The 22195-nt window shown below is 37.2% G+C and carries 18 protein-coding genes; 5 read left to right on the top strand and 13 right to left on the bottom strand.

Annotated elements, in window-relative coordinates; all coding sequences use genetic code 11:
• Position 1 precedes the first annotated feature (1 nt).
• From AC5YGG_RS19430 to AC5YGG_RS19380, 11 genes are all read right to left on the bottom strand, one after another.
• Entirely contained in the window at positions 2–2878 is a 2877-nt protein-coding gene (locus AC5YGG_RS19430) for a TonB-dependent receptor (protein ID WP_496146082.1), read from the bottom strand.
• A 339-nt stretch (positions 2879–3217) separates the two neighbouring features.
• On the bottom strand, positions 3218–4891 hold the full coding sequence (locus AC5YGG_RS19425; protein WP_496146081.1) for an NADPH-dependent assimilatory sulfite reductase hemoprotein subunit: 1674 nt from the start codon (positions 4889–4891) through the stop codon (positions 3218–3220).
• A 29-nt stretch (positions 4892–4920) separates the two neighbouring features.
• Positions 4921–6633, bottom strand: a complete 1713-nt coding sequence (locus tag AC5YGG_RS19420; RefSeq protein WP_496146080.1) for a diflavin oxidoreductase — start codon at positions 6631–6633, stop codon at positions 4921–4923.
• Positions 6623–7468: a uroporphyrinogen-III C-methyltransferase gene (gene cobA, locus AC5YGG_RS19415; protein ID WP_496146079.1), complete on the bottom strand. Its 846-nt coding sequence runs from the start codon at positions 7466–7468 to the stop codon at positions 6623–6625. The genes AC5YGG_RS19420 and cobA overlap by 11 nt, the downstream gene beginning before the upstream one ends.
• 21 nt (positions 7469–7489) lie before the next feature.
• Positions 7490–8401, bottom strand: coding sequence for a cysteine synthase A (gene cysK, locus AC5YGG_RS19410; RefSeq protein ID WP_496146078.1), 912 nt, complete (start codon positions 8399–8401; stop codon positions 7490–7492).
• A gap of 27 nt (positions 8402–8428) precedes the next feature.
• Complete coding sequence (gene epsC, locus AC5YGG_RS19405) at positions 8429–9259, bottom strand: serine O-acetyltransferase EpsC (protein WP_496146077.1); 831 nt, start codon at positions 9257–9259, stop codon at positions 8429–8431.
• Positions 9260–9262: 3 nt separating this feature from the next.
• Positions 9263–10501: a sulfate adenylyltransferase subunit 1 gene (locus tag AC5YGG_RS19400; RefSeq protein WP_496146076.1), complete on the bottom strand. Its 1239-nt coding sequence runs from the start codon at positions 10499–10501 to the stop codon at positions 9263–9265.
• Positions 10502–10607: 106 nt separating this feature from the next.
• On the bottom strand, positions 10608–11516 hold the full coding sequence (gene cysD, locus AC5YGG_RS19395) for a sulfate adenylyltransferase subunit CysD (RefSeq protein ID WP_496146075.1): 909 nt from the start codon (positions 11514–11516) through the stop codon (positions 10608–10610).
• Between the two features lie 11 nt (positions 11517–11527).
• Positions 11528–12241 carry a phosphoadenylyl-sulfate reductase gene (locus AC5YGG_RS19390; protein ID WP_496146122.1) on the bottom strand — a complete coding sequence of 238 codons (714 nt, stop codon included), beginning with the start codon at positions 12239–12241 and terminating at the stop codon, positions 11528–11530.
• Positions 12242–12323: 82 nt separating this feature from the next.
• Positions 12324–12740, bottom strand: a complete 417-nt coding sequence (locus AC5YGG_RS19385) for an RrF2 family transcriptional regulator (RefSeq protein WP_496146074.1) — start codon at positions 12738–12740, stop codon at positions 12324–12326.
• A 229-nt stretch (positions 12741–12969) separates the two neighbouring features.
• Positions 12970–13452 (bottom strand): GNAT family N-acetyltransferase, encoded by a 483-nt coding sequence (locus tag AC5YGG_RS19380; protein WP_496146073.1) that lies wholly within the window; start codon positions 13450–13452, stop codon positions 12970–12972.
• A 211-nt stretch (positions 13453–13663) separates the two neighbouring features.
• On the opposite strand from AC5YGG_RS19380, the gene AC5YGG_RS19375 reads away from it, so the two are divergent.
• The 3 genes from AC5YGG_RS19375 to AC5YGG_RS19365 all read left to right on the top strand — a co-directional run bounded on the left by AC5YGG_RS19375 (position 13664) and on the right by AC5YGG_RS19365 (position 18011).
• Positions 13664–15058, top strand: coding sequence for an aminopeptidase P family protein (locus tag AC5YGG_RS19375; protein ID WP_496146072.1), 1395 nt, complete (start codon positions 13664–13666; stop codon positions 15056–15058).
• A 14-nt stretch (positions 15059–15072) separates the two neighbouring features.
• Entirely contained in the window at positions 15073–17244 is a 2172-nt protein-coding gene (locus AC5YGG_RS19370) for a S9 family peptidase (RefSeq protein ID WP_496146071.1), read from the top strand.
• 212 nt (positions 17245–17456) lie between these two features.
• On the top strand, positions 17457–18011 hold the full coding sequence (locus AC5YGG_RS19365) for a DNA-3-methyladenine glycosylase (RefSeq protein WP_496146070.1): 555 nt from the start codon (positions 17457–17459) through the stop codon (positions 18009–18011).
• 148 nt (positions 18012–18159) lie between these two features.
• Here the strand turns inward: AC5YGG_RS19365 and AC5YGG_RS19360 are convergent, their stop codons facing one another.
• Together AC5YGG_RS19360 and AC5YGG_RS19355 are read right to left on the bottom strand one after the other, a co-directional pair.
• The gene (locus tag AC5YGG_RS19360; protein ID WP_496146069.1) at positions 18160–18663 is read right to left on the bottom strand and encodes a TlpA family protein disulfide reductase; all 504 of its coding nucleotides are present in this window, start codon (positions 18661–18663) and stop codon (positions 18160–18162) included.
• Between the two features lies 1 nt (position 18664).
• Positions 18665–19093: a rhodanese-like domain-containing protein gene (locus tag AC5YGG_RS19355; RefSeq protein ID WP_496146068.1), complete on the bottom strand. Its 429-nt coding sequence runs from the start codon at positions 19091–19093 to the stop codon at positions 18665–18667.
• A gap of 175 nt (positions 19094–19268) precedes the next feature.
• On the opposite strand from AC5YGG_RS19355, the gene AC5YGG_RS19350 reads away from it, so the two are divergent.
• Together AC5YGG_RS19350 and AC5YGG_RS19345 are read left to right on the top strand one after the other, a co-directional pair.
• Positions 19269–20381 carry a hypothetical protein gene (locus tag AC5YGG_RS19350; protein ID WP_496146067.1) on the top strand — a complete coding sequence of 371 codons (1113 nt, stop codon included), beginning with the start codon at positions 19269–19271 and terminating at the stop codon, positions 20379–20381.
• A gap of 127 nt (positions 20382–20508) precedes the next feature.
• On the top strand, positions 20509–22188 hold the full coding sequence (locus AC5YGG_RS19345) for an FAD-binding dehydrogenase (protein ID WP_496146066.1): 1680 nt from the start codon (positions 20509–20511) through the stop codon (positions 22186–22188).
• Positions 22189–22195 lie beyond the last annotated feature (7 nt).

Here is a 22195-nt window from a genome sequence, read left to right as displayed (position 1 = left end):
ATTACAATTTTAAGTCATACGTAAATGCGAGATAATATAAACCTCCGATCTCAGGACCTGCTGCATATTGAAAGTAGCGTCTGTTCAGTAAATTGGTCGCTCCAATTTTTACATTAGCATGAATTTCAGGTAGTTTCCATGTCGCTTGTGCATCTACGGTATAATAGGCAGGGATTTTTCCTGATGCTAAAGGACTTTCCCACATAAAACTGTTCTGCCACCTTGCGACAAGCGTAAATCCAATATTTTTGATGATCTCTCTGTTTCCCACACTTACATTGACCATCCATTTTGGAGTGTTGAATGCTGTAATAAACAGATCTGATGCATTATTGGAAGCAAGATCATTATAAGATACGTTGGCATTGACGTTATAATTTCCGGTAATGTTATAACGAATGCCGAGTGAGGTTCCATAGCTTTTATAAGTGGTGTTGCTATTGGTGTAGACTCTGTAACGATCCTGCTTGCTTCGGTCAAGCATGGCAAGAACAGCAGTATTGCTTCCGACCTGACTGTTTTTGGGTACAGCTACTTCTACCTGTCCCAGGAATCCTTCATAGATATTATAGTAAAAATCCCAGTCAAGAACCAGTTTATTATTAAAGAACACAGATTTATAGCCTACTTCAAATGAATTGATCTTTTCAGGCTGTAGTTTTTGAAGGTTAGCAACGGCTAAGAGATGCTTGTTGTCCTGAGCAGCCTGGCTTTGGCTCTTGCCACCATCTATATCTGCGTTTACAGCAGAGGTAAACCTGTCGATAGAAGCTAAGGTGTAAGAATTTTCCAGATAACCCAATCCGTCGTTTACTTTTGAAAGACCTCCTACTCTTCTTACATTTCCGTTATTAACGAAAGAAAGTGCTTCAAATAAAGATGGAAACCGGTATCCGTTTTGAAAAGAGGCTCTGAAATTATGCTGATTTACAGGGGAATAAACAACGCTTATTCTTGGATTTAATTTAGCTTCAAATTCCGGATTTCTATCTATACGTAAAGCGGCATTAAGCTTTAGTTTGTCATTAAAGAATACTTTGGTAATCTGTGCAAATGCTCCATATTTCTGATAAATAACGTCTTTCCCGAAGGTTCCATCAGATAAAGGAATATTTCTTTCAGTGACAGGTCTGTCAAAATCTACAAAATTATTCCCGTCCGGTGTTATGCTGTATAAACGGTAATCTATTCCTGCAAGAAGATTGAATATTTTTACAAATCGGGTAAAATCATAGGTTAATTCTCCCTGATAAAAGCGGGATTTCTGTTCAAGCTTTGCGCCACCTGTTGCCGGAGCACCCACAATTCCTGCATTGGCAGAATCCCAGTTATTAATTCCGATGATGGTATTTTTCAACTGTTCAAAGGCTGCAGTTCCGGGTACTGCTCTATTTTTATCCGCTGCTTGCCTTGCCAGATTGAAAGCTTCATTAAGATTTATTCCTGCATTTAAATTATTCTGAAGTGACGTCTGAAATACATTTTTCCAGTTGTTATTAGAAAGATTGGTAAGATCTAAGTTATCTGCCAAAGGTTTTAAATTATAGGAATCTCCCGTATTTTCAATAGATACATAGGCTCTGAAAGTAAGTTCTTTACCTGTAAGTTCTACTTTATGATTCTGAACGGTGGCATTCTGAAGACGGATTTTATTTCCTCGCTGAAAAGTTCCGTCCAATAGCCCATATCGATAAACGTAGGATGCTTTCCATTGATCTCCAAAGCGGTAATATAATCCTGCATCCAATTTTATGTTATTTACCTCCGGGCTTACAAGGTCTTTTTCAAGATATCCTGTTCTCGAAACATTGAAAGTGGTTGGTTTACCATTATAATCTACCTTTACGGCTACCCTGTTGTTCCTTTCGTCGCCATATTTATTCCAAAGGTCTTCAGCAGGATTATTTGCCAAAGAAAAATTAGGATTGGCTGTAACCAAAGAACCCGGATTCTGATCTGTCTGATTATTTGAAATCCAGTCTGTTCCGGTAAAGTAAGAAGCATTCACTTTAATGGCAAGATTATTATTGAATGCTTTGGCAAATCTGATGGCACTTTCTCCCAGAGAACTTATTTTATGATTAAAATTATCTACATGATTGACACCGCCACGGAAGTAGACACTTAACCCCTGTGATGTAAACGGATCTTTGGTTTGAAGACTCGCAAGACCATTAATGGCATTCATTCCATATAAAGCTGAAGCCGCTCCCGGAGTAACTTCCATAGATTGAATATCGAGTTCTGTAGGACCAATTGCGTTGCCAAGAGGGACACCCAAAGTTGCAGACTGCACGTCTACTCCATCTACCAGCTGCATAAATCTGAAGTTATTTGGTGAATTAAAACCTCTTGAATTCGGAATTTTCAACGTAAGGCTGGAAGTAAGAAGCTGTAAGCCTTTTACATTTTCCAAAGTTTCGTAAAAAGAAGCTGCCGGACTTTCCCTGATGGTTTTGATATCAATTTTTTCAATGGCTATCGGAGATTTTAATATCTTTTCGGGAGTTCTTGATGCTGAAATAACGACTGCATCGATAATTGTATTCTGAGGATTAAGCCCGATGGTTATTTTATTGGATGATGAAAGGACTTCAACGGTTTGGCTGCTAAAGCCGTCTTTATTGATGACCAGTCGAAAAGGAATGGTAACTCTTGTTCTGATCTTAAAATTTCCGGATTCATCTGTAAATGTGTTATCTTCCGAATTTTCGATTTGTACTTTTACAGAATCAAGACCTTTGCGGGTTCCTGTATTTTTTATGGTTCCGCTTAATTCAATAAGTTGCTGCTGTGCTTCTGCCAGGTTAAAAAATAGAAAGGTGAATGCAATAATACCAGCTTTGGGCAGAAAATTTCCATGTTTTTTGTTTTTCATTTTTTCTTCATTTTTAGGGTGAGAATGAAGCTGTCTGAACTTTTACATTGATTATTTTTAACTAAAAAGACACAAGAATTGTAAACACTTAAGTTTTTTAAGAGTTAAATTTTATAAGTACACTTAAGTATTTTGAAAATCTTTGATTTTAAACTTACTTATTTGAACTAAAGTGTTTAAAAATGAAAGCTTTTGTGCCTTTTGTAGTTGTACAAAGTTCAGACAACTTTGTTTGTATTGTTATTTGAGAATCAACAACACATGCACATTCGTCTCCCTGAAAGAAGAGGTTGATTGTTTTTGGTTTTAGTCAGATCATATTGAAAATTAGTCATATATTCAATTTAAGGTTTGTAAGTAACGGTATGAAAAATCACCAAATGTTTCTTTTGTAAGTCTTTGCTGTACATAAATCCCGAACAGTTCATCCAAAGTGGTAAGAATTTCTTCTTCACCAATATTTTCTTTAAATTTTGTATTCAGTCTCAGTCCCAATCGGTCTCCTCCGATGTGCAGGTTATATTTACCATAAGCGGTTCCTACAAATCCTATTTCGGCATTGGGAGAACGTCCGCAGCCATTAGGACAACCCGTCATTCTGATGGTAATATCATCCTGTAAAAGACCATATTTTTCAAGAATGGGTTCTATTTTGGTGACTAAAGACGGTAAATATCTTTGTGCTTCTGCTAGTGCTAAAGAACATGTGTTTAAAGCAACACAGGCAACGGAGTTTTTACGCAAAGCACTTGCATTTTCTGTATATTCTGAAATACCATATTCCTGTAAAAGGTTTTCTACTAATACTTTATCCTGATCATTAATATCTGAAATAATCAGGTTTTGATTACAGGTAAATCTGAAATTAACGCTTGCTGTCTGGGCAATTTTTAATAATCCGGATTTTAAAGGATAATCTTCCGTATCCAGTACTCTTCCGTGTTCTACAAATACTGTATAGAACCATTTTCCTTCATGATTCTGTGTCCAGCCATAGCGGTCTTTTCTTTGCTCAAACTTAAATTCTCTTGCCGGCTCAAAACTGAATCCCGTTCTTTTTTCCACTTCAGTTCTGTACTGGTCTATTCCCAGTTTATCAATAGTGTATTTTAGCCTTGAAAGTTTTCTGTCACTTCTGTTTCCAAAGTCACGCTGCACCGTGATGATTTCGTAAACAGCCTTTAGAGCCTTTTCTTCTGAGTCTACAAACCCAAGCACGGAAGCAAGACGTGCGTAGGTGGCTTCATTTCCGTGTGTAGCGCCTAAGCCTCCGCCTGCTGCAATATTGTAACCTACAATCTCATTGTTCTCAATAATAGCGATAAGCGCTATATCATTGATAAAGACATCTACATCATTATTAGGAGGAACCGCAATTCCGATTTTTAATTTTCTTGGAAGGTATCTGTCCTGATACAAAGGATCTTCTTCGGTTTTTCTGTCAATTATAAGTTCATCATCAATCCAGACATCATAATAAGACTTTGTTTTCGGAAGACACATTTCACTTATTTTACCTGCCAGTTCATACGTTTGCTGATGTAAAGGCGATTCTGAAGGGTTTGCCGTACAGGTCACATTTCTGTTGACATCACCACATGCTGCAATGGAATCCAGATGATTGATATTAAAGCTTTGAATGGTGGGTTTTAAATGTGATTTTAAAATACCGTGCAACTGAAGAGTTTGTCTTGTCGTTATTTTGATGGTTCCTGTGGAATGTTCTTTAGCAATATCATTTACGCCGATCCATTGATCTGAGGTTAGAAAACCGCCGGGAAGCCTAAGTCTGATCATGTAGGAATACAGCCATTCCAGTTTTTTGGCAACACGTTCTTCCCTTCTGTCTCTGTCGTCCTGCTGGTACATTCCGTGGAATTTGATCAGCGTTTGGTCATCTTCTCTTATTGCGCCAGTAAAATCATCGGCAAGGCTTTCTTTTAATGTTCCTCTGAGCCCGTTACTTTGGGTTTTGATTCTTTCTACCGGTGAAAGATTATCTTTATTGCTCATAATTGTCTTCTTTTAATAATTGTGATTCTTTAATAAACGTCTTTTGCATATCTTCCGCTAAGCTCCATCTCTTCCAGATAGTGAAGGGCTTCTTCTTTGCTGCGTTTTCCCTGCTGCTGAATAATATTCAAAAGGGTGTCTTCCACATCCTTGCTCATAGGGTCTTTTGTACCACATACATACACTGATGCTCCTCCTTCCAGCCAGTAAAAAACTTCCTGCGCTTTTTGTTCAAGCCTGTGCTGTACATATATTTTTTCTGCGGTGTCTCTGGAAAAAGCAAGATCCAGATGGGTAAGGCTTCCGGTTTTAAGGAAATCCTGAATTTCTACCTGATAAATAAAATCTGAAACGAAATTTCGGTCTCCGAAAAACAGCCAGTTTTTACCTTCTCCTCCTATGGCATCACGCTCCCAAAGGAATGATCTGAACGGGGCAATTCCTGTTCCCGGTCCTATCATAATAATATCTTTATCCGGTTCTGGAAGCTTAAAGTGTCCTGCATCCTGAATGTAAAATTCCACTTCTTCTCCTTCATTGAATTCACTTAAGAATCCGCTGCACAATCCTTTATGTTTTTCATGGTCAATAAAGAATTCGGATTTGGCAACAGTGATATGTATTTCATTTTCACCATGTGCTTCCGGTGATGAAGATATGGAGTACAGACGCGGTGCCTGACCTGTTAATATCTGAATCACTTCTTCAAATTCCTCTGCATTTTTTACAGGATAAATTCTCAGAAGATCAAGAAGGCTCAAACGAACTTCTGGAATGGAATGTCCTGTTATCTTTGCATATTGAGCGACAACAGATTTAAGCAGATAACTGATATTTAAATGTTTGTGTAAAAGCTCTTCAATGGTATCTGTTAACTTTGGAGTCGAAATCTGTTTTTTAGGATCAATTCCTGTTAACGTAATAATTTCTTCAACAATTGCTCTTGAGTTGAATGGAAGAACGCCTAATGCTGCACCTGGCTGGTATACTAACGCTTCTTCGGTTTCTATTTCAATATGATAGGTTTCCTTTTCAGAAGTAATATCATTGAGATTAAGAATTGCCGAAACTTTTCCCCGATATTTTTTTCTTCCTGTTGAAACCTTTTGAACAGCTGTATTTTTACTACTGATTCCTGAGGTTTTATGAACGGCTTCAAATAGGTGCTCGATCCAGTTTTGGGCGTCCTGTTCGTAATCAATGTCACATTTTTTTAATGGAATAATACGTTGTCCGCCAAGGTTTTCAAAACGCGAATCTACATCTTCTCCTGTCTTACAGAACAGAGGATAGCTGATGTCTCCCAATGCCAGCACTCCAAATTTAAGATTGCTGAGATTGATTTCATTCTCGTAGATATAATCATAGAATTTCTTGGCAAGAACCGGAGGATCACCTTCTCCCTGGGTACTGATGACTACAAAAAAGAATTCCTCTTTGCTAAGGTCTTTCGCTTTGTATTGTGACAGGTCTGTTAATTTAACCTGAATACCTTTTTTCTTAATGATTCCTGCCAATGTGGTAGCAAGTTTCTTACTGTTTCCGGTTTCTGTGCCGTAAGCAAGGGTGATTTTCTTTACTGCATTCTGTATTGAATGATCAATTTGCTGTGGAGGTAAGGCGGCTGTTAATGTAGTTCCTCCGGCAAGCCCTGCTAGATATCCGCTTGCCCAAATGGCTTCATCCCGGGATAAATCTACAGATATTTGTTTTAATACGTTAAGTTTCGTTTCAGACAGCATATTCAAAGAAATTTTGATTGTTTGGGATTACACTTCCATTCTCTACCGATTTGAAATAAAGACCTTCTTTTCCGGTATTTTCCAGCCATGAAAATTCTTCATGGAGATTTACTATTTTTCCTACGATTACCAATGAAGGTGAAGCAAATACGGTATCGCCAAAAGTCTTGTTGAAATCATTAAATGATGAGGTATAGACTTTCTGGTAAGGGGTTGTAGCCTGTTCAATGACTGCAATTTTCTTCTCGTCAGAAATTTCAAGCTGCCTGAATTTATCCACAAGGCTGGTAAGATTTCCTTTAGACATATAGAAAACAAGGGTATCACTGGTCATGGCAAGCTCTTTCCAATATTCATCATTCAGAATATCTGCTTTATAATACGTCAGAAAACGTACAGATGTAGAATATCCTCTTGCTGTCAAAGGCATCCCTGCAAATGCTGCGGCTCCAAGCGCTGCTGTGATTCCCGGAATGATTTCGTAAGGAATGTAATTTTGTTTTAAAGCCTGCAATTCATCCAGAATATTAGAGAAGATAGAAACATCACCTCCTTTAAGTCTTACGATGGTTTTATTCTGACGGGCATACTCCACCATTAAGGTATTGATATGAGATTGGGGAGTAGAGGCATTTTTGCTGCATTCTTTACCTACATAAATTACTTCTGTCCCTTCATTTACGTACATTTCCAGAATTTCAGGGCTTACAAGACGGTCACATAAAATGACGTCTGCTTTTGCAATGGCATTTACAGCTTTTACAGTGATCAGTTCAGGGTTGCCGGGTCCTGCACCGATAAGGTAAACCTTTGGTGATTTTATATTTGTTTTCATTGAAGTCAGTTAATTAAGGTGTTAGAAGAGTCCTTCTACAGACAGATACCTTTCTCCGGTATCGTAATTGATGGTAAGGATTTTAGCGTTAGATTGTATTTCCGGTAAATGTTTTGCGATGGCTGCCAGCGCTGCTCCTGTAGAAACTCCTACGAAAAGACCTTCTTTTTTGGCTGCATTAATGGCATATTCATATGCTTCATCTTTGCCTACTGTAATAACTCCGTCAAGCAATGTCACATCTAAGATAGAAGGTACAAATCCTGCTCCAAGTCCCTGTAATGGATGTGGTGCCGGGCTTCCACCGCTTAATACGGGAGATAATTCCGGTTCTACGGCAATTACTTTTACATTGGGATATTTCTCTTTTACAGTTTTTGCAATTCCGGTGATATGCCCTCCGGTTCCTACTCCTGTAATGATATAATCCAGCCCATCAGGGAAGTCTTTTAAAATTTCCTGGGCAGTTGTTTCTGTATGTACTTTTACGTTCGCAGGATTATCAAACTGTCTTGGAATCCATGAATTTGGGGTTTCTTCTGCCAGTTCATTTGCTTTTTCGATGGCGCCCTTCATTCCTTTTTCTCTTGGAGTCAATACGAATTCTGCTCCGTAAGCTTCCATAATCTTGCGGCGTTCGATACTCATACTTTCAGGCATTACCAGAATAAGTTTATATCCTTTTACAGCAGCCACCAGGGCAAGTCCTATTCCTGTATTTCCGCTTGTAGGTTCTATAATTGTGCTGTCTTTGCTTAATAATCCTTTAGCTTCGGCATCTTCTATCATTGCCAATGCAATTCTGTCTTTAATGCTTCCGCCGGGGTTGCTTTTTTCCAGTTTGATCCAGATTTCGTGATCTGTATTAAAAAGATTATTGATTTTTACAACGGGTGTATTCCCTATTGTTTCTAATGCATTCTGAAATTTCATATCAATATATTTTTATTTTTTCTGTTTTTAAATTACAAAAGTTAAAGATTCCGGTAAAGAACTATTGTCTTTTATTTTGATCTCACTTTTATGGTAAACCAGAGAATGAGGTGATACGTCCTGGGTAACCCAAACATTTCCACCAATGATACTTTCTCTGCCTATGGTTGTATTTCCTCCTAAAATAGTTGCTCCGGAATAGATAATGACGTGATCTTCAATATTAGGATGTCTTTTCTGATTGGCTTTTTCTTTGGAAACATTTAATGCTCCGAGCGTTACCCCCTGATAGATTTTAACATGATCTCCTATAATTGTGGTTTCCCCGATAACAATTCCGGTCCCGTGATCTATGAAAAATGATTTGCCGATCACTGCTCCCGGATGAATATCTATTCCTGTTTTACTGTGGGCATATTCTGAAATGACACGTGGTAATATCTTTACTTCCTGACTCCACAGCTGATGCGAAATACGATAAACATACGTTGCAAAAAAGCCGGGATACGCAAGATATACTTCTTCAAGTGAATCTGCTGCAGGATCAAATTCCAGAATAGATTTTGCATCCAAAACAAGCTGATCATACAATTTCGGTAGGGTATCAAAGAACTGTTGAGTATGTACTTCTGCAATTTCTTTGTCTCCTGTTATAATGTAGATCAAATCAAAAAGCGTTTTCTGTAATTCTTCAAAACTTTTTTTCAACTGATCTTCACTATTGTCATTTTGAGGAAGGAAAAGTACTTCGTACAGGTCTTTAACCCATTTTTTTGTCTTTATCTTATCAAAGAATCCATGAATGTTATTTTGCTTGGTTTCATGAATTTTTGCAATTAAATTTGTTGGAATAGCCATTTTCTATTGAATTATACAGGCTGCAACAGTAGAATTTGAGGTTTCATCCACTAAAATTGCAGATCCTGTTGTTTTATTACTTATAAAACTATCATAGACCAAAGGTTGTGCCGTTCGAAGGGTAACTTTCACAATTTCGTTAAGTTTGATTTCGCTTTCAATATGCTCATGCTGAAGGGTATTGACATTGATCTTATAATCCACCTCCTTCACAATAGCTTTCACCACTCTGCTGTTTTGCTGAAGCAGGTATTTGTTGCCTTGTTGTAAAGGTTTTTGATCCAGCCAGCATAAAAGTATTTCAAGATCTTTTTCTACTGTGGGAAGCTCTTCTGTTGTTGCAAAAATGTCTCCTCTGCTGATATCCACATCGTGTGTAATATGAATAACAGCCGGCTGTCCTTCCACTACTTCTTCTTTTTCGATTCCATTAACTTCAATTCTGGATATTTCACTGGTTAAACCTGCCGGAAGAATATGTACGGAATCTCCTTTTTTGAATGTTCCGCTTAATATCTGCCCTGCATACCCTCTGTAATCATGCAATTCTTCAGTCTGAGGACGAATAACATATTGTACCTGAAAACGGTTTCCTTTATTCTGTTCCTCATTCAAAGTTACCTGTTCCAGATATTCTAAAAGAGAATTTCCTTTATACCAGTCAGTTCTGGGTGAAGTGGAAACAATATTATCTCCTTTCAATGCGGAAATCGGAAAATAACTAACGTCATTTAGACCCAGATTTTCTGCAATTTTTGAATAGTTTGCTTTAATGGTTTCAAAAACATCCTCCGAATAATCCACCATATCCATTTTATTAATTGCCACAGCTACTTTTTTCAGTTTTAAAAGAGAAGCAATAATGGAATGTCTTCTGGTTTGTTCAATAACACCTTTGCGGGCATCAATAAGAATAACCATCAGATCGGAATTGGAGGCTCCGGTGATCATATTACGGGTATACTGTACATGTCCCGGAGCATCAGCAATGATAAATTTCCTTTTTGGGGTTGAGAAATAGCGGTAGGCAACATCAATAGTTATTCCCTGCTCTCTTTCTGCTCTCAGCCCATCAGTTAAAAGGGCTAAGTCTACCCCGTCTTCATTTTTGTTTTTAGAATGTTTTTCAAGTACTTCCAGCTGATCTTGTAAAATACTTTTGCTATCGTAAAGCAGTCTTCCGATAAGGGTACTTTTCCCGTCATCTACACTTCCTGCTGTTATAAATCTTAATATGTCCATCCGGTTTTGATTATAAGTAATGAATAATAAGCAATGGGTAATTTTTTGAAGATGTCAATAATCAGATATTGACTTCGTTATATCTTACTCATTGTTAGTTAATTATTTAGAAATAGCCTCCTTTTTTTCTGTCTTCCATTGCTGCTTCTGTCACTCTGTCGTCTATTCTGGTTTCTCCACGTTCTGAAATTCTTGTTGCCACAATTTCTTCAATAACGGCATCAATGGTTTCTGCATGAGATTCTACAGCAGCCGTACACGTCATATCACCTACTGTTCGGTAACGAATTTTCTTTGTGGTGATAACATCTTCAGGCTCTAAAAATACATGCTCTGAATTCGCAAGCCATTGTCCGTTAAAATCTACCACTTCTCTTTCGTGCGAAAAATAAATGGAAGGTAAAGCTATTTTTTCTCTGCGGATATAGTTCCAGATATCAAGCTCTGTCCAGTTGCTGATCGGGAAAACTCTTACATTTTCACCTTTGTGAATCTTTCCGTTAAAGATATTCCAAAGCTCGGGGCGTTGAAGCTTCGGATCCCATTGCCCGAATTCATCACGTACCGAAAATATTCTTTCTTTAGCACGGGCTTTTTCTTCGTCTCTTCTGGCTCCTCCGATGCAGGCATCAAATTCAAATTCTTCAATCGTATCTAATAAAGTATAAGTCTGCAGCCAGTTTCTGCTTGGGAATTTACCTTTTGCTTCAGTAAGTTTTTTACTCTTGATGGTATCTTCTACTTTTCTGGCTACTAAATCTACGTCCAGTTTCTCAACCAGTTGATCCCGGAATTCCAGAACCTCCGGAAAATTATGTCCCGTGTCTACATGAACAAACTTGAAAGGAATTTTACCATGAAAGAATGCTTTTTTTGCCAGATGAGCCAGCACAATACTGTCTTTCCCGCCACTGAATAATAAAGCGGGACGTTCAAACTGTCCGGCAACTTCTCTTAATATGTATATAGATTCGGCTTCCAGCTGATCTAAATAGTTTAATTGTTGTATTGACATTTTTATCTTTTTTATTGATGAATATGCAGACCGCACTCTTTTTTATTGGCATCTTCCCACCACCAGCGTCCAGCTCTGAAATCTTCTCCCTCTTTTATTGCTCTGGTGCAGGGTTCACATCCGATGCTCACAAAGCCTTTTTTATGTAACTGATTATACGGTAAATGATGATTTTTCACATAATCTGTCACCTGTTCTGTTGTCCAGTGAAGGATTGGATGAAATTTGATGATTTTATTATCCGGATCCCATTCCAGTTGTGGCATGTCATGTCGGTTCGCAGAATGCTCTGCTCTTAATCCGGTGATCCAGACGCTGTATCCTTTCAAAGCTTTTTTCAGAGGATGTACTTTACGGATTGTGCAGCATGCTTTTCTTTTTTCTACAGACTGATAGAATGAATCCGGTCCGTTTTCTGAAATGAACGACTGCAGTTCTTCAGTATCAGGATAATAAGCCTTGATATTCTTTTTGAAAAAAGCTTTTGTATTCGTCCATGTTTCATAGGTCTGTTCGAAAAGCCTTCCGGTATCCAATGTTAAAATATCAACTTCCAAATTTTTTATCAGATGAGTGATTACCTGATCCTCATAGCTGAAGCTGGTGGAAAAAACCACTTCATTTGGAAATCTTTCTACCAATACCTGCAAGAAATCGCCTTGAAAAGACTCTTCTGCAAGCTCTTTATGAAGTTTTTCGAATTCGTTTTTCAGATTGTTTTCCATTTTCATTTGAAATTTATTGATGCAAATATATATAAAATTCTATAACTCCTATCAAAATAGTAGAATTTAAATTAAAAAAAATTTAATCTTTGTTTATAAACTTAGTGAGAGTAGCCTCCATCATGCTTTTTCTGGTCTTTTCACGAACGATCATCAATTCTTTTCTAAGGTAGCAAACAGCTTCATCTACACAGTCATCACAAGCTTCATAGAAGTTTAAGGAAACACAGGGTGTAAGAGCAATGGGACCATCAAAAATACGGTAAATGTCTGCTAGAGAGACATCATCAGGAGATTTCAGAATATAATATCCTCCTACTTTACCTTGCTTACTGTTTACAAGTTTAGCTCTTTTAAGCTCCAGAAGAATCTGTTCTAAGAATTTTTTTGGAATGTTTTCATCTTGTGCAATAACGGAAGTGGGCAGATAGCCTTGATTGTAATTTCTTGCTAATCTGACCATTGCTTTTAGGGCGTATTTGCAACGTTTAGACATCATAATCTACGCAAGGTATGACAAATTATCTGATAAATGAAATGTTTTAAAGCTAATACTGAATTTCTGATATAACCACAAAAGACAAAAGTTTTTAACACATAAGCAGATTTTAAGTGACAACTCGCTGTATAGGAGTTCATTTAATTTCAAAGATTTTTATACGCATTTGCTTTTGTCTGGTAAATAGGTGAGCAATATATTATGTGTAAAACCTTTGTATATCAGTAGATTACAATACAAAATAAGCAAGTTCTTCCTTATCTCTTATCAGATTTTCATTTCTTTTAAAACCAGCTTTCGTAAGAACTTTCTGTGAACCTATATTCTCAAGATCTGTTAAAGCCACAATACCCTTATTTTCAAGGGAAAGACAATAATTGGCAAGCGCTTTACAAATTTGGGTTCCGATTCCTTTTCCCCAATAATTATCTCCGATCATATACCCTATTTCTATTTGATCAGTATTTTCAGAGAATATTCTGGCGAGGCATACTCCCACGAAATCATCATTCTGAGAGTTGAATATTCCCCATCTGCTGAGTGGTCCTGTTTTATAATCAGTGAGAGCTTTTTCAAACATCTCTTTAAACTCTTCGGGAGATTTATAAGGAAGATAACGGGTAACGTTTTCATTGTTAAACAGACCAAGAAATAGATTAAGTTCCTGAGGTTTAAATTCTCTTATAATGATTGTTTCATTTTCATAGTACATAGAAATAAGTGTAATTTTAAATTAATAAATAAAAGTAAAGAAATAAATTCATAATCATGCTCAAATTCATACAGATTCTCTGGCTAAAAATTTATTGGTTCTGTAAAAAAAATATTTTGCTTTTAAATGTTTATTATTTTAATGAATAAAGGGCTTCAAATACTACAAAATCGTAACTTTAAACCTTTAAAATAAAAAATATTCATAATATATGTTTTCAGCACAAACCTATCAGGACAGACGGTCAGTATTGCAAACCAATGTAGCTGGCGGAGTCTTATTATTTTTAGGAAATATAGAAAATCCCGTAAATTTTGAGCACAATCCTTATTATTTCCGTCAGGATAGTACATATCTGTATTATTTCGGAATTCAGGAGCCTCGAATAGCAGCCATTATTGATATTGATGAAGACAAAACCATTGTTTTCGGTGATGAATTAAGCATAGATGATATTGTCTGGATGGGAAGACAGGAAACTTTGAAAGAAAAATGTCTGAAATCCGGGGTGCAGGAAACGCTGCCTTATGCTGAGCTATCTCAGTATTTGTCAAAAGTACAGGCTTCAGGCAGAAAAGTACATTATCTGCCCCCATATCAGTCTTCGAATAAAATTCTCCTGTCTGATGTTTTAGGAATTAAAATCGCAGAATTACAACATTCAGTGGAAATGATCAAAGCAATCGTAAAGCAGCGTTCTGTAAAGGAAGCGCAGGAAATTGTACAGATCGAGCAGGCTGTAAACGTATCCAATGAAATGCATTTATTAGCAATGCGTATGGCAAGACCCGGCATTAAAGAGTATGAAGTAGCCAATGCTATTCAATATCTTGCGGCAAATAAAGAGTGCCAGATGTCTTACCCGCCTATTGTTACCATAAACGGAGGAATACTTCATAATCATTACCGTCTCAATACTTTGAAGGAGGGAGATCTTTTCCTTAATGATTCAGGTGCTGAAACTTCAATGGGATATGCAGGTGATTTAACCAGAACATTCCCTGTGAGCGCAACTTTCACCACTCAGCAAAAAGAAATGTATGAAGTGGTTCTGAACGCTTTTAATAACGCACAACGTCTTCTGAAACCAGGAGTTCGCTTTAAAGATATCCACCTGAAAGCCGCCCAGCATCTTGTAGAAGGTCTTACTGATCTTGGGCTAATGAAAGGAAATCCGGAAGAAGCGGTTAAAAACCACGCCCATACCCTATTTTTCCAATGTGGACTTGGACATATGATGGGACTTGACGTACATGATATGGAAGATCTTGGCGAGCAATATATTGGATATACTGAAGAAGATCCTAAAGACACCAAAACTTTCGGGCTTAAATCCTTACGTTTAGGAAAAGCTTTAGAATCTGGATTTGTAGTGACCGTGGAACCGGGAATTTATATGATTCCTGAACTGATCGATATTTGGCAGGCTGAAAATAAAAATGCAGACTTTATTAATTATGATAAAGTAAATGAATACAGAAATTTCGGAGGAATACGTGTAGAAGATGATTTCCTGATCACAGATGACAGCTATAGGCTTCTTGGAAACGGTCTTATCAAAACAGTTGAAGAAATTGAAAATTACAGAGCTGAACATTTAGCCTAATTCAAATATTAAATATGAAGAAGATAAAAAAACTAACAATCATTGCCTTATACTTCCTGAGTCTGTCACCATTGGCTGCACAAAAAAAGATGCAATGGACACCGGACGGGAATGCATATTATTCATTTACTAAAAAAGGTGTTGAAGTCGTGGATGTATTAAATCCCGCGAAGGAGCAGACTTTTTTAGATAGTAATGAACTGATTCCTTCCGGAAGTTCTACTCCTTTAAATGTACAGAATTTTAAAGTTTCTCCTGATGGAAAAAGCTTGTTATTGTACACGAATAGCCAAAAAGTATGGCGCGATAATACCCGTGGAGATTACTGGATCTTTGATAAAAACAGTAAAAAGCTTACGCAGCTTGGAAAAGGCTTGCCGGCAGCATCTTTAATGTTTGCAAAGTTTTCACCGGATGGAAAAAAAGTTGCTTATGTATCAAAGCATAATATTTATATTGAAGATCTTGCTAACAATCAGCTTACTAAAATCACTGATGACGGTACGGATAAGATGATTAATGGAACTTTTGACTGGGCATATGAGGAAGAATTTGGTGCTCAGGATGGTTTCAGATGGTCACCGGACGGGAGCAGAATTGCTTACTGGAAGCTTGATGCGCGTGGTACGAAAGATTTTCTGATGATTAATAATACGGATAGCCTGTATTCTTTTACCGTTCCTGTAGAATATCCGAAAGTGGGCGAAAATCCCTCAGGATGCAGTATCTGGTTCTATGATCTGGCAGCTAAAACGACGAAGAAAGCTGACATAGCAGGTGATGAAGTACAACATTATATCCCAAGAATGGAATGGGTATTAGACTCTAAATCCATTATTTTGCAGCAATTAAACCGAAAACAAAATCAGAGTAAAATTATCGTTGCTGATGCCGGTTCGGGAAGCAGTAAAACCATTCATACCGAAACAGATCCTGCATGGATTGATATAAAATCCCGTTGGAGCGATAACGATCCGAGCGGTTGGGACTGGATTGATAATGGTAAAGAATTTCTATGGCTTTCTGAAAAGGATGGCTGGAGACATATCTACAAAATAGACCTGAACGGAAAGGAAACATTAATTACAAAAGATGCTTTCGATGTTATAAAACCAGAATTTTTTGATGTTCCGAATAAACAGATCTACTTTTTGGCTTCCCCGAATAATGCTACACAAAAATATCTGTATAAAGTAAGCATGAAAGGCGGAAAAGCGCAAAGAGTAACACCTGATGCCTATCCAGGATCTAATCAATATACAATTTCACCCAACGGAAAAATAGCCTTGTTTAATAATAGCAATGTCAGCGCACAATCCATCGGAGCTGTTGTATCTCTTCCCGAACATAAAGAGCTTGTAGCTGCAAAAAATGTAACAAAAGCAAGTCCTGAAAGTTCCAAAACAGAATTTTTCCAGGTTACAACGGAAGATGGTGTTACTCTTGACGGATGGATGGTGAAACCGAAAAACTTTGACCCTGCAAAAAAATATCCAGTTGTTTTCATGGTATATGGTGAACCTGCATTGCAAACTGTAACAGATGATTACTATGCAAGCTGGAGTTTATATGCAGGAGATATGGCTCAGGACGGGTATGTGTATGTATCTCTTGAAAACCGTGGAACACCCGCTCCGAAAGGACGTGAATGGAGAAAATCTATTTATCGTAAAATAGGTAAAATGAATATTCGTGATCAGGCAATGGGAGCCAAAGCTTTATTTGCAAAATCACCTTATATAGATACTTCCAGAGTCGCTGTATGGGGCTGGAGCGGCGGAGGTTCTTCCACCCTGAACCTATTAGGACAATATCCGGATATTTACCAGACAGGAATTGCCATTGCTCCGGTAGCTAACCAGTTGTTTTACGATAATATTTATCAGGAAAGATACATGGGACTTCCACAGGAGAACAGAGAAGATTTTGTAAATGGCTCTCCTTTGGCTTATGCTAAAAATCTGAAAGGAAATCTCTTATTGATACACGGAACAGGTGATGATAACGTTCATTATCAAAATACAGAAGTATATATCAATGAATTGGTAAAATACAACAAACAGTTTCAGCTGATGTCTTACCCGAACCGAACTCATTCTATCAATGAAGGCGAAGGAACATCTCTGCACCTCTCTACTCTATTTACCAACTATTTAAAAGAACACTGTCCTCCGGGAGGAAGATAAATGATAAAAGTCTCACAGGAATGTGGGACTTTTTTTGAAGCTGGACGCTGCATAAACGAGAATGCTATTTCTATTAATAAGATTTTTAAGAAGCTAAAAAATTCTTCGTTTGATATCTGACTGATAACTTCCATCCTCCAGCTCCCATCCTCCATCCTCTTATCTAACAAATTATCCTTAATTTTGAGTACAAATCACCAAACACGACCAATTTGAAGCTGCCACTCTCCTATTATTCTAACCAAGACGTCCTTTTTCTGGCGAAAGACCTTCTGGGGAATGTACTTTTCACAGAGATCAATGGAAATATCACCGCGGGAATCATTGTAGAAACAGAAGCCTATTTTGGGATTCAGGACAAAGCTTCACATGCCTACGGAGGAAGACGTACAGACAGAACCGAAACATTATACAGCCATGGCGGAATATCCTATGTTTATTTATGCTATGGAATTCATCATCTTTTCAATGTAGTGACCTCTGTGGAAAATGACCCTCATGCCGTTCTCATCAGAGCAATAGAACCTTTAATTGGAAAAGAAATCATGGAATCAAGGCGAAATATGCCTGCCTCGAAAGCTGCAATCTCTTCAGGTCCCGGTTCTGCTGCAAAAGCTTTAGGAATTGACCGTACTTTCAACCAAAAAGAACTTTCCGGAACAGAAATATGGATTGAGAATCACCACATTCAATATTCTTCAGATGAAATAGAATCCGGACCACGCGTAGGCGTTGCGTACGCAGGTGAAGATGCATTACTGCCCTGAAGATTTTGGGTGAAGGGAAATAAATATGTGAGTAAATATAAGCCTTAAGAATTAAAAGGATATATAAAATTCCTGATCATGTTGAATAAAAAAGAACAGTAAAATCAATTACTGCTCTTTTACATTAAAATATTGTTTGATGATGATCCTAATTCTGGCTTAAGCTTTTCTTTAAAAACTCTTCTAACTCCTTTTCGTGAAGATTTTTAGCGATAATGGTTCCTTCACCGTCAATGATAACGTTGAAAGGCAGTTCATCTATTTCATAAGCTTTTGCTACAGGGCTTTTCCAGAATTTTAAATCACTGATCTGTATCCAATTGATATTAAATCGGTCTATAGCTTTTTGCCAGCTTTCCTTGTTTTTATCCAAAGAAACACCAAGGATTTCAAATTTGTTATTTTTTACCTGCTCTGTATAAGTTTCATACAGCTTTTTCAATTCCGGCTGTTCACCTACGCAGGGAGCGCACCATGTTGCCCAAAAATCAATAAGGACTAATTTTCCTTTTAATGCAGAAAGCGAAAACGGGGTTCCATCAGCTTTAGACATTGTAATTTCAGGAGTTTTCTTTCCTATTTCAATTTGAGTTTGGGCAGATGTAAATCCTGAGAAAATGATTAAAAATAATATAGTAATTCCGACTCTCATATTAATCATTTGTAGGGTAATCTTTATCCAGCCAATCCGTCTTGATATTCTTCGGTAGATTTAAAAGTTTAGTATTTTTAAAGCCCATTTCCATTAATAGATTAAATGCCGGACGAATATTCGGACATTTTACAAAAGGACAGCAACCACAATAAATAACAACTTCCCTATTTTTAGGAATATCTTTAAGGTAATTTCTTAATTTTTCCAGATTCTCAGGCTCATGAGTTGGTCCGATATCTACAGAACCTTTAATAATGGCTTCAGGACCTACGGAAATGATTAATAAATCCTTGGTCTTGTTCTGTACAATTCTTGATGCCAATAATGCCGGATCCATCAACTGACTGTCTTTCCATGGATCTTTTGTCTGCTGTGCCTTTCCAAAAATGGAACAGACAAAGCATACCATAACAAATAAATACTTCATACTTCTATTTTTCACAAATATATAAATGATTTATTGAACCGGAAAAGGCTGTATAAGCCTATTTTTGAATGATTTTAAACCATGATAAAGCGGCGGATGAATTCCCTTTTTGTATATTTAACCTTTAAACAAACCATAGTCTATGATTTATGGTACTTTAAAAGTATTTTTCCTTATGAAAATCAATCTTCCTGAACATTGGTCAAACTTTATAAAAATTTTTACTAAAAAGCATAAAGAAACTGTCATTTATGAGGTGATACGTGTTTTCCGGGATGAAGAAGAGATTCAGGAACGTTATGATACCTATGAATTTGAAGAATATTTACCTGAGTATATTCCAGTTGCAGACGATTCCGGAGGGCAGGTTGCTGTGATTTCAAAAAATAATAAGGATACAAAGGTATATTTAAGTTCGTACGGAGTATTACATGAAGAAGATCTTGAAGTGTTAGACCGTGATCTATTACATTGGATGCAGCGTAAATTTCCTTTTGAGAATCAAAAAAATGTATTGTCAGAGGCTGATATTGAGAAACGAAAAAGTGAAAATATTAATTTGCTTGAGCAAATATCCTCCTTTCCGGATATTACAGAATTCTTAAAAAAAGCTATTGCGATTGAAGGCATTGCATTGCCGGAATATTACGCTCCTAGGGAACATATTTATTATTTTCAAGATGGCTATCATTATAATTCGGTGGAAAGCCAGGATCTGACAAGTGATGAACCCGGACATTTTAAATCCAGCTGGATTGTGCTGGCAACCAATTATTTTTCAGATCCTTTTTTTATAGATTTAAAAGAAGCAGAAAGTGGATTTTCTGTATATTTTGCTTATCATGGACAAGGACATTGGGAGCCTTTAAAAATTGCTGATAGCCTTGGAATCTTTCAAAAAATACTGGAGGATATTCAAAATATTAGATACGATAAGACAGCATTAATCAATTACTTTGATGAAAATATAGATCTTGAAAATCCTTTTTGGAAGGATGTTTATCTAACGATTGAGGACGAAAGTGTTTTAGACTTGGAAAATATAGAAGAGGAATGTTATAATTCAAGCGGCTCAAAAGTAAATTTATACATCACAGATACCGGACCTAATAAAATGAAGATCATTGCACTTTTGAAAAAAGAACTTGGTCTTTCCGGACCTGAAGCTCTTAAACTGAGTAAATCACCTCGTATATTTTTCAGAACTGGATATAGCAAATGGTTACAAAAAACTTCCAAAGAACTGAAAGATCTCGGAGCTGTTGTTGAATTTGAAATATTGGATTAAAATATTAACTTATTAATCTATTTCTATTAATATTGTTTATTTTCTGTTTTAAATGCTGTTTTATTGAGTTTGTTATGGATATTTTGTATTTTTATATAAAGTATTGAAATAAAAAAACGGCTTTGTTATGGATGAGAAATTCCAGCCTGATGTTATTATTATAGGAACCGGACTGGCGGGGCTTACTGCTGCGATGGAGATTACCAACGTCGGAAAAAAAGTACTCCTGCTGGATCAGGAAACTGAACAGAATATCGGAGGACAGGCATTTTGGTCTTTTGGAGGTCTTTTTCTGATCAATTCTCCCCAACAACGTAGAATGGGAATTAAAGACTCTTATGATTTGGCATTGCAAGATTGGAAAGGAACGGCAGGCTTTGATCGTGAAGAAGATTATTGGCCCAGAAAATGGGCAGAAGCCTATTTGAAATTTGCAGCAGGAGAAAAATACAACTACATTTCCAGATTAGGGATCAAGCTGATGTTTATGGTGGGATGGGCAGAGCGCGGTGATGGATCAGCTAGCGGTCATGGGAATTCTGTACCCCGCTTTCATGTAAGTTGGGGAACAGGAACCGGTGTTATAAAACCTTTTGTAGAAAAGGCATATCAAGCCAGAGACCAAGGGCTGTTACAGATGAAATTCAGACATAGAGTAACTGAATTCATCACAGAAAATGGAAAGATAACAGGTCTTAAAGGAGATGTTCTTGAGAATGATGCTAAAGAAAGAGGTGCTGCTACCAATCGAAATATCATCGCTCAGTTTGAATATTCTGCACCTCACATTATTATTGCATCAGGAGGAATAGGTGCCAATCATGAATTGGTAAGAAAAAACTGGCCCGAAAGATTAGGAAAAGCACCCGAAAATATGGTTTGCGGAGTTCCTGATTATGTAGATGGAAAAATGATCGGAATAGCTGAAAATGCAGGAGCAGACATCATCAACCGGGATCGGATGTGGCATTATACAGAAGGTATTCAAAACTGGAATCCTGTCTGGTCTAATCACGGGATTAGAATACTTCCCGGACCGTCTTCTTTATGGTTTGATGCAAAGGGTAACCGTCTACCATCCCCTTTCCTGCCGGGATTTGATACATTAGGTACTTTAAAATACATACAGGACACGGGATATTCTTATTCCTGGTTTATCCTTACTCAAAAGATCATTAAAAAAGAATTTGCTCTCTCCGGTTCAGAACAGAATCCGGATATTACCAATAAAGATTATACTCTTTTTCTGAAAAGAATCTTTGGCAAAAAAGCTCCGGGACCTGTAGAAGCCTTTAAGGAACATGGAAAAGACTTTATTGTTTCGGATAATCTGAAAGATTTGGTGGAAAAAATGAATTTGCTGTCTGGTGATCATCTGTTGAATTATGAAAAAATAAAATCCCAGATTGAAGCGAGAGACAGAGAACTGGATAATAAATTTTCAAAAGACACTCAAATCAATTATATCAGAAGCACCAGAAGCTATTTAGGAGATAAACTTGGAAGAGTGGCAGCTCCGCATAAGATCCTTTCACCGGAAAATGGACCTTTAATTGCCATACGTCTTAATATTTTAACCAGAAAAACGCTGGGCGGAATAAAAACAAATCTTAACGGACAGGTTCTAAGAAAGGATGAAACGATCATTGAAGGGCTCTATGCAGCAGGTGAAGCCGCAGGCTTTGGCGGTGGCGGAATGCACGGTTACCGTGCGCTGGAAGGAACATTTCTGGGTGGCTGCATCTTCTCCGGAATGAAAGCAGGAAAATATATTGCAGGATTAAAAAAAGAAAACACAAACATATAATTTTTGC

The organism is Chryseobacterium sp. CS2K3, assembly GCF_059515185.1.
Note: the sequence above shows the minus strand (reverse complement) of the source record. Positions and strands in the feature narration are given on the sequence as shown.

Excerpts from the sequence above, each read along its gene's own strand:
- cobA (WP_496146079.1), bottom strand. The coding sequence starts at position 7,468 with ATGAAAACAAATATAAAATCACCAAAGGTTTACCTTATCGGTGCAGGA.
- AC5YGG_RS19425 (WP_496146081.1), bottom strand. The coding sequence starts at position 4,891 with ATGAGCAATAAAGATAATCTTTCACCGGTAGAAAGAATCAAAACCCAA.
- AC5YGG_RS19370 (WP_496146071.1), top strand. The coding sequence starts at position 15,073 with ATGAAGAAGATAAAAAAACTAACAATCATTGCCTTATACTTCCTGAGT.
- AC5YGG_RS19375 (WP_496146072.1), top strand. The coding sequence starts at position 13,664 with ATGTTTTCAGCACAAACCTATCAGGACAGACGGTCAGTATTGCAAACC.
- AC5YGG_RS19345 (WP_496146066.1), top strand. The coding sequence starts at position 20,509 with ATGGATGAGAAATTCCAGCCTGATGTTATTATTATAGGAACCGGACTG.
- AC5YGG_RS19360 (WP_496146069.1), bottom strand. The coding sequence starts at position 18,663 with ATGAGAGTCGGAATTACTATATTATTTTTAATCATTTTCTCAGGATTT.
- cysK (WP_496146078.1), bottom strand. The coding sequence starts at position 8,401 with ATGAAATTTCAGAATGCATTAGAAACAATAGGGAATACACCCGTTGTA.
- AC5YGG_RS19355 (WP_496146068.1), bottom strand. The coding sequence starts at position 19,093 with ATGAAGTATTTATTTGTTATGGTATGCTTTGTCTGTTCCATTTTTGGA.
- AC5YGG_RS19380 (WP_496146073.1), bottom strand. The coding sequence starts at position 13,452 with ATGTACTATGAAAATGAAACAATCATTATAAGAGAATTTAAACCTCAG.
- AC5YGG_RS19390 (WP_496146122.1), bottom strand. The coding sequence starts at position 12,241 with ATGGAAAACAATCTGAAAAACGAATTCGAAAAACTTCATAAAGAGCTT.
- AC5YGG_RS19420 (WP_496146080.1), bottom strand. The coding sequence starts at position 6,633 with ATGCTGTCTGAAACGAAACTTAACGTATTAAAACAAATATCTGTAGAT.
- AC5YGG_RS19400 (WP_496146076.1), bottom strand. The coding sequence starts at position 10,501 with ATGGACATATTAAGATTTATAACAGCAGGAAGTGTAGATGACGGGAAA.
- epsC (WP_496146077.1), bottom strand. The coding sequence starts at position 9,259 with ATGGCTATTCCAACAAATTTAATTGCAAAAATTCATGAAACCAAGCAA.
- AC5YGG_RS19430 (WP_496146082.1), bottom strand. The coding sequence starts at position 2,878 with ATGAAAAACAAAAAACATGGAAATTTTCTGCCCAAAGCTGGTATTATT.
- AC5YGG_RS19350 (WP_496146067.1), top strand. The coding sequence starts at position 19,269 with ATGAAAATCAATCTTCCTGAACATTGGTCAAACTTTATAAAAATTTTT.
- AC5YGG_RS19385 (WP_496146074.1), bottom strand. The coding sequence starts at position 12,740 with ATGATGTCTAAACGTTGCAAATACGCCCTAAAAGCAATGGTCAGATTA.
- cysD (WP_496146075.1), bottom strand. The coding sequence starts at position 11,516 with ATGTCAATACAACAATTAAACTATTTAGATCAGCTGGAAGCCGAATCT.